This window comes from Mesorhizobium tianshanense (assembly GCF_007830515.1).
In the GTDB taxonomy this organism is placed as follows: Bacteria; Pseudomonadota; Alphaproteobacteria; order Rhizobiales; family Rhizobiaceae; genus Mesorhizobium; species Mesorhizobium tianshanense.
Genome location: NZ_VLKT01000023.1, coordinates 107675 through 115018, shown reverse-complemented (window position 1 = coordinate 115018; position 7344 = coordinate 107675). Strand labels below are relative to the sequence as shown.

7 protein-coding genes are annotated in these 7344 nt (G+C 59.6%); 3 read left to right on the top strand and 4 right to left on the bottom strand.

Annotated elements, in window-relative coordinates; genetic code table 11:
- The 3 genes from IQ26_RS19215 to IQ26_RS19200 form a co-directional block, all read right to left on the bottom strand.
- A partial coding sequence (locus IQ26_RS19215) for an Hsp20/alpha crystallin family protein (RefSeq protein ID WP_145719926.1) occupies positions 1-369 on the bottom strand: 369 nt, incomplete at its 3' end.
- Between the two features lie 1353 nt (positions 370-1722).
- On the bottom strand, positions 1723-2166 hold the full coding sequence (locus tag IQ26_RS19205; RefSeq protein ID WP_145719925.1) for a DUF3775 domain-containing protein: 444 nt from the start codon (positions 2164-2166) through the stop codon (positions 1723-1725).
- The gene (locus IQ26_RS19200; protein WP_240547173.1) at positions 2166-3077 is read right to left on the bottom strand and encodes a nucleotidyltransferase family protein; all 912 of its coding nucleotides are present in this window, start codon (positions 3075-3077) and stop codon (positions 2166-2168) included. Before IQ26_RS19200 ends, IQ26_RS19205 begins: the two co-directional genes overlap by 1 nt.
- 109 nt (positions 3078-3186) lie before the next feature.
- On the opposite strand from IQ26_RS19200, the gene IQ26_RS19195 reads away from it, so the two are divergent.
- Complete coding sequence (locus tag IQ26_RS19195) at positions 3187-4167, top strand: ribose-phosphate diphosphokinase (RefSeq protein ID WP_145719924.1); 981 nt, start codon at positions 3187-3189, stop codon at positions 4165-4167.
- On the opposite strand, the gene IQ26_RS19190 is transcribed toward IQ26_RS19195, so the two are convergent.
- A complete protein-coding gene (locus IQ26_RS19190; RefSeq protein WP_240547174.1) occupies positions 4112-5173 on the bottom strand; it encodes a hypothetical protein in 1062 nt (353 codons plus the stop codon). The two genes, IQ26_RS19195 and IQ26_RS19190, sit on opposite strands and share 56 nt — an antisense overlap.
- Before the next feature lie 107 nt (positions 5174-5280).
- On the opposite strand from IQ26_RS19190, the gene ftsH reads away from it, so the two are divergent.
- Both ftsH and IQ26_RS19180 read left to right on the top strand, forming a co-directional pair.
- Positions 5281-7101, top strand: coding sequence for an ATP-dependent zinc metalloprotease FtsH (gene ftsH / locus IQ26_RS19185; protein WP_145719922.1), 1821 nt, complete (start codon positions 5281-5283; stop codon positions 7099-7101).
- Complete coding sequence (locus IQ26_RS19180) at positions 7102-7287, top strand: hypothetical protein (RefSeq protein WP_145719921.1); 186 nt, start codon at positions 7102-7104, stop codon at positions 7285-7287.
- Positions 7288-7344: the final 57 nt, after the last annotated feature.

The window sequence follows — 7344 nt, the reverse complement described above, 5'->3', positions numbered from 1 at the left end:
ATAATCCTTGTCCTTCTCTTCCTTCTCTTCCGTCTTCTCGCCCTTGATCGTCAGCGTCCGGTTGGCGAGTTTGATCTCGACATTCTTTTCGTCGATGCCGGGCAGTTCGGCCGTGATCTCATACTCCTTGCCCTTTTCGACAAGATCCATCGCCGGCGCGACCGGCCAACCGGCGTTGCGCAGCGTTGGCAGTTCGCGGCCGAATATGGAGCGTGCCGACGGCAGGCGAAAATCGAACGGATGGAAGTCGTCGAACAGGCGGTCGACTTCACGACGCAGGCTTTCGAATGGTGCCGTCCAATTGCCGGCTGGCGCCGGGGCAGTGCTTTTCTCTGATTTGATGGGCAGTTTGGTCGCAATTTCGGCCATGGCTTTATCCTCGAAAGTGGGTTGATCGACAGGCGCCGCCGCCTCCACCCTTCTCACCTTCAGGTCTCCCAATAGGCGCTAGAGCTGGAGGTCAGCGGACCCGCTCGTCAGGTGTCGCTGCCAAACTGGTTCATTGCTTCGCGAATCCGCGGTTTTGCCACGGTCCATCGCGCCCGCGTCACCAAATTCGCCTCGGCTTGACGAGAATTGCATCAAAGCCGGTGCCGGGAGCAGGCTCATTGATCCGCATCAATGAGACAAGGAAATGCCCCGTCGGAGCGGCAGATGTGCGATCCGACGGGTGGTAAAACTGAGGGATAATCGCGGCGCAAGACGCTGACTTGCAAAAGAAAAACGTTCACGCCGCAGTGTAGCTGGTCGCGCCCACTGGCTGTGTTCAATGCAATCCGACTGGAGCAGCTAGCTTGGGTCAGGTTTTCCGTGCCATTTGCCCGAATGGAATCCGAAAGCGGTAGGTGGAGGCGAAAAATTTTTGAAGCCAAGGCGAGGCTCATCGCAAACCTCATCAAATTCACCGAGTGACACGGTCCGGCGGCAGTCAGGCTCCGTCATATAGGGGTGACCCGAAGCGCTGATCAGTCTGCTACTTTGCGAGCATCCAGCCACAGCAATGGATGCGGCCATCATGAGTATCACCCCGTTCTGTTTAAGCACTCCCTTGCTGATTTGCATCTTACTGACCTTTCTTGACACTCTGCAAGCGTTCAACACAAACGATAATGTCTTTCGAAAATATACTGTTAATCTCCTTGAATGAATTGCAATTCATCAGCTATATTAAAACTATGTGCTGCATTATATAATTGCATTCTTTTTAGTCCAAAGAATTACATCATAAACGCATTATTAACCGTGAATTACCAGGAATTCATTGAGCAGGATCAAATTGATTTATCGCTGGCAATGAAAAAGGTTCGTTCCTACCGCCGTGTGCCGACAACGCTTGTGATCCCTCGATCGGCAACGCTAGCAGCACCGTCAAATTGACGTATCGAGCTGCCGACGAGTGCGATAGGCACAGCCAAGCTGGACACCACGCCCAGCCCGCCAAAAACCGGCTCCGTTTAGCCGGATCCGAAAGTGTGCGTGCGAAGCTCGCTGAGTTCGCCTTGTCAGGCTGTGCAAGCATCTCAAGATAGAAGACAACGGCAAATGCGACCGCGGTCACCAGCTATTCGAGCTTTACTATATGCGCGGTCTAGGACCCAAATGGCGTGAGAAGCACGCCTGCGACAGTCCCGTGCATTGGGAATGCGCTGATGAAGACATGGCCGAATGGCGAGCACCGCAGCATTACATATCCATTCGGCAGGCGCAGGGCGCAACTGGTGACTAAAGGTGCTCGCACTCATACTCGGCACACGAGTAACCGAGTGTTGAAAGACCATCGGCGAGATGGTCTGCAAGCAGGGGTGTCCCACAAAGATAGTCGGACGTATGCTCGTTGTGCGCGTCAGCCGCTTGCTGGCGGACGCCTTGCCATTCGTCGACGGATTGATCGTCGCGGCCCAGCCACATCAGAGCCACCAGGTCGATCTGCGCGTCGACGGAAAGATCGGAAATCAGCGACCGCAGTTCTTCAAGGACCGGGTCGTCGTCATGATCCTCAAGGATCGCGGCGGAATGATCATCTGACGGATTAGAGGCGGGGCTGGGTTCGGTAACTGGATCCTTGGCATCGAATTCGCGCGCCTTGATGATAATGAAGCATACGGTTTCGAGCGGAACCTCGAGTTCCGTCTCGCCGTCACCAATCCTGGTCGCTGCTCTTTTCATCACGCTGGTTCCTTCAATTGCTTTTCGTCTTCCCGTCCCCGGACGACGCGTTTGCCTGCCATCGGCCCACGTGTTTCGGTGACGACTGTGCAGCGCCCTTCCGGCTGACCCTCGGCCTGGAAATAGATCACGACCCAATCGCGCGTCTTCGCCAATTCGTGCGCCAGCCTGGTGTTCGAAAAGAACGCGGTGAAATGCCAGTTGTCGTGTCGCGCATGCAGGACCGGCAGCCATGCTTCGCCCTTCGGATTGAAGCGCCTCGGCGCAATTTTGCGAAGCGCGCCGGCAGCCGCCTTTTCGCGATACATGCGATCGACATCGAGCAGCATCGACACCGGCGGCAAGGGCTGAGGCTGATGTGTCGTTCTCAGCCGAACCCTGCCGAGCCGCTCGGCGAGGGTCGCAGCCAACATCTCCTTGCGCCTGTGGCCGATTCCCTTGATACGAAGCTCGCCGCTATGAAGCGCGGCTTCGAGGTCTTCGAGGCTCTCGAACTGTGCGTCCTCGGCGAGGCGGTGCGCGTATTGTGGGCCGATGCCGGGGATCGACCGAAACAGCGCCTCCGGTTCCATCTCGCCGCGCAATCTTTCCAATTGGGACCACCGTCCCGTCGCGATGATCTCCGCAATTGCGCCGGCTATGCCTGTTCCGATTGCGGGGAGGGCGACGAGGCCGTCGCGTCCGTCCTTTGCCAGGATTTCGCCCAAGGGCCGCTCCAGCTTGGCGACTACATCGGCCGCCGATCTGTAAGCCCGCGCGCGGAAACCGTCAGCGCCCTGGCTGTCGAGGAGATCGGCAAAATCGCGGAGTTTCGCTGCCACCCCGATGTTCTCGGGGCGTGGTTTCGTCGCCGATGTCATCATTGGCCTGACGCCTTCATCCGGCGTCATTGTCCGAAGCGGCTCCGGCATGGCTTTCCCCAGCGCAGGAGTTCAAGATTATTAATTGGTGCTCCATTCGACGGCCCGCATCCTTGATGCGCATCAATCCATCCGTGCCCGAAACTGGATAATAGGAAGCATGCGCTTCTTTGCACTCAAAGGCTCGGAAAAACTCGGCGCAGCGGCAGCGCGGGCGCTCGCGATCGAACTCGACCCGCATGAGGAGAGGGATTTCGAGGATGGAGAGCATAAGGCGCGCCCGCTCGTTAGCGTGCGCGGCAAGGACGTCTATGTGCTGCACAGCCTTGCCGGAAGTGGCGGCGCGTCCGCCAACGACAGGCTGTGCAAGCTCCTGTTCTTCCTGGCGACGTGCAGGGAGAACGGCGCCGCACAGACAACAGCGGTCGTTCCCTATCTCGCCTATGCGCGTAAGGACCGGCAGACCAAGGCGCGCGACCCGGTCACCACGCGCTATGTCGCGCAGTTGTTCGAGGCAATGGGCACCGACCGGGTCGTCACGCTCGACGTCCATAATTTCGCGGCGTTCCAGAACGCCTTTCGCTGCGAGAGCGTCCATCTCGACACGCGAAAGCTCTTCGCTCCCCTCATAGGCAAGTTGACCGGCGATCTGCCGGTGACGATCTTCTCGCCCGACGGCGGCGGTGTGAAGCGCGCTCAATTGCTCAAGGAGGCCCTGGAGGCGGAAACCGGGAGAGAAATCGGATTCGGCTTCATGGAGAAGCGTCGCAGCCGGAACGTGGTGTCCGGAGAGCTGTTTGCTGGCGACGTCTCAGGCTCGGCCGTCTTCATTGTCGATGACATGATCAGTACGGGTGGCACCATGCTGCGGGCCGCGCTGGCTTGCCGCGAACGCGGCGCCAAGACCGTTTATGCGATCGCCGCGCACGGACTGTTTGGCAAGGGCGCTGATGCGCTATTCGAAAGTCCAGCGATGGATCGAATCGTCGTCACCGACAGCGTCGACTCGGCGGTGCTCGCCAAGACTGGTTACCCGAAAGCGCGCCTGGACATTCTGCCGATCGGCCGCTTGATAGGCGAGGCGATCAGGCTTCTCCACACACAGGGGTCGATTTCCGAGCTGGTGGGGATTGAAGGCTGAGGAGTTCGCGCTCTGCCTGCCGGATGTAACGGATTGCCAGCGGGCGCCATTTTTCAGGGTGACGAACAGGCTTTTCGAGGAGATGCGCGACGCAGAGACGGGCCCTCAGCAGCGCCCGGAAGGTGCCGTAGAGTGCCAGCAGATTGGCATCGGGACGGTCCGGCAACCGGCTTTCCAGAGCTTGACCCAGCAACGGCCGGACCCAGGGCGCGCCAAGCATTTCGCATTCCAGGCCGAGATAGTTGATCTCGTCATAGGGGTCGATGATGCGCATGGACCGATTGAACTCGAGACAGTCGATAATCTGGGGCGGTTGGCAAAGGCAAACGTGCTCGGGGCGCAGATCGCCATGTCCCTCGACGATTGCGCCGCGAAGAATTCGTGCTTCGATCTGGGGCCTCAATCGCTGAAGCAGACCGTCGACCATGTCCAGCGGGCCGAAAGCGGTGTGTGACAATGCGAATTCGGGTCTAAGCAGGATCGCGCGGTTGATCCGCTGCTCTCCTATGAGGTGACGCAGATATGCGCCGCCGCCGGCGATCTCGGCCCGACGTTCTGCATAAAAGTCCACCAGCCTCTTGGCGACTTCGTTGATCTCGGCCGCGGCCGCACGACCGCCACGGATGCGTTGGTCCAGCATATCGGACTGCGGCAGGCGCTTCATCTCCACCAGCCAGTCGACGACGCGTCCGCTCCCGCCGAGGCCGAAATGGCCCGATGCGTCGCGGCAAAGAGCAACAACCCGCCGATAGGTTTCAGCGGCGAGGCGAGCGTTCAGTCGCAATTCCTCGTTGCAGTAGAGGTGCCGCTTCCTGATCGTGCTGAAATCCAGGAATGCATGCCTGACCGGTTTCTTGAGCTTGTAGACAAGTTCGTCCGTGAGGAAGACCCAGGACATATGCGTCTCGCGGGCTTCCACATGAGTAGTTCCGCGACCGTAAGCCGCCAGATCGCTCAGAAAGCACACCTTCGCTGCCAGGTTTGCAATTTGTCGCTGTCTCGCCATCGCCGGCACAATGGTAGCCGGCGACGGCCGTCACTTTGATGCGCATCAAGGACGTGCCCGCAGGGCATGACATTTTTCAGACAAGCAAAGTCAACTGGCGGAACGCTATGGATCGCAAACACACTTTCAACATCGGCTACGTTATCGCCGTGATGGTCTTCATGGCGCTTTTTCAGCTTTGGTTCGGGTATCGCGATCTGGCTTCGATTTCCTACAGCGATCTCATTCGCTATGTTGCGGACGGCAAAGTCGCGTCGGTGACGGTGACGGAGACAACCATCCAGGGTCGCTTCTCGACGCCACTGGACGGAAAGCAATACTTCGTCACCAATCGTGTCGATCCCAACATGGCCGAGCTGTTCGAAAAAGCCGGCGTCCAAATCACCGGAGCCACCGACAGCAACTGGCTGACCACGATCCTGTCCTGGGTGCTGCCCACGCTTCTCTTTTTCGGTCTGTGGGCTTTCCTGTTCCGAGGCTTCGCCAATCGCCAAGGCATGGGTGGTCTGATCAATATCGGCAAGTCCAAGGCGAAGGTCTATCTGGAGCGCAAGACAGGGGTGACTTTCGAAGATGTGGCGGGCGTCGACGAAGCCAAGACCGAATTGCAGGAGATTGTTTCCTTCCTCAGGGACAAGGACAAATACGGCCGTCTCGGCGCTCGCATTCCGAAAGGCATCCTGCTTGTCGGACCGCCCGGTACCGGCAAGACCTTGATGGCGCGCGCTGTCGCCGGCGAGGCAGGCGTGCCCTTCTTCTCCATCTCCGGCTCGGAATTCGTCGAGATGTTCGTCGGCGTGGGCGCAGCCCGGGTGCGCGACCTGTTCGAGCAGGCCAGGCAGGCCGCGCCTTGCATCATCTTCATCGATGAACTCGACGCACTCGGCCGCGCCCGCAGCCCAATCGCGGGCTATGGCGGCGGCGACGAGAAGGAGCAGACCCTGAACCAGCTGCTGTCGGAACTCGATGGTTTCGATCCGCGCGTTGGCATCGTGCTGCTTGCGGCTACCAATCGCCCCGAAATCCTCGACCCCGCACTGCTGCGCGCCGGGCGCTTCGACCGGCAGGTCGTGCTGGATCGCCCCGACCGCAAGGGCAGGGAGGCGATTGTCAGGGTGCACATGACGAACGTTTCAACCGCGCCCGAAGTCAGGGTGGAAGATATTGCCGCGATTACGCCGGGCTTTACCGGCGCAGATCTTGCCAATCTGGTCAACGAGGCCGCCATTGTCGCCACGCGGCGCGGCGCCGACAAGGTGACGATGGATGATTTCACCAATGCGGTCGAGCGCATCGTCGCAGGGTCGGAACGCAAAAGCCGCCTGCTGAAACCGCAGGAGCGTGAGCGTGTCGCCTTTCACGAAATGGGGCACGCCCTGGTGGCGTCGACGACGCGAAGCGCCGATCCGGTGCATAAGGTGTCCATCATTCCGCGCTCGATCGGCGCCCTCGGCTACACCATGCAGCGCCCAACGGAGGATCGATTTCTGATCACGTTCGGCGAACTTAAGGATCGGATGATCGTCCTCATGGGCGGCCGCGCCGCCGAGCAAATCATATTTGGCGAGGTTTCGACCGGAGCGGCCGATGACCTGGCCAAGGTCACGGATATCGCTCGCCAATGTGTCACGCGCTTCGGCATGGATGAGGTGGTGGGGCAGGCCGTTCTCGAGGAGCAGCGCCTGCAATGGCTGGGTGACGGCCCGGGCGCACCAAGCAGGAGAGACTATTCCGAGGCCACGGCACGGGAAGTCGATTTGGCCGTGCGCAGCATGATCGACCAGGCCTTTGCTTCCGCCAAGGAACTGCTCAGCGGAAGGATTGCCGATCTGCGCGCCGGCGCGAAGCTGCTGCTCGAAAAGGAGACTCTGACGCCTGACGACTTTGCACCCCTGCGGCGAGCCGTCGAATTGGCTCCGGCGGCGTGAATGGCCGATGGCGTATCCGGTGGAGATGTCATGATGGCCGGATACTCCGTGGTGTCGGCCAGGTTTGAACAAACGAGGGTGGCGGTCATGAAACATGAACTTCAGGGCAAGATGGTCAGCATCCTCGAACGTTGCATGGACATGACAATCACGACGATCCGCTCAGGCGGATCGCCGCAGGCCTAGACGGCAACAACAGAGGATACGGCGGACGCTGACGGTCCGCCGGGAACCCTGTGTCGG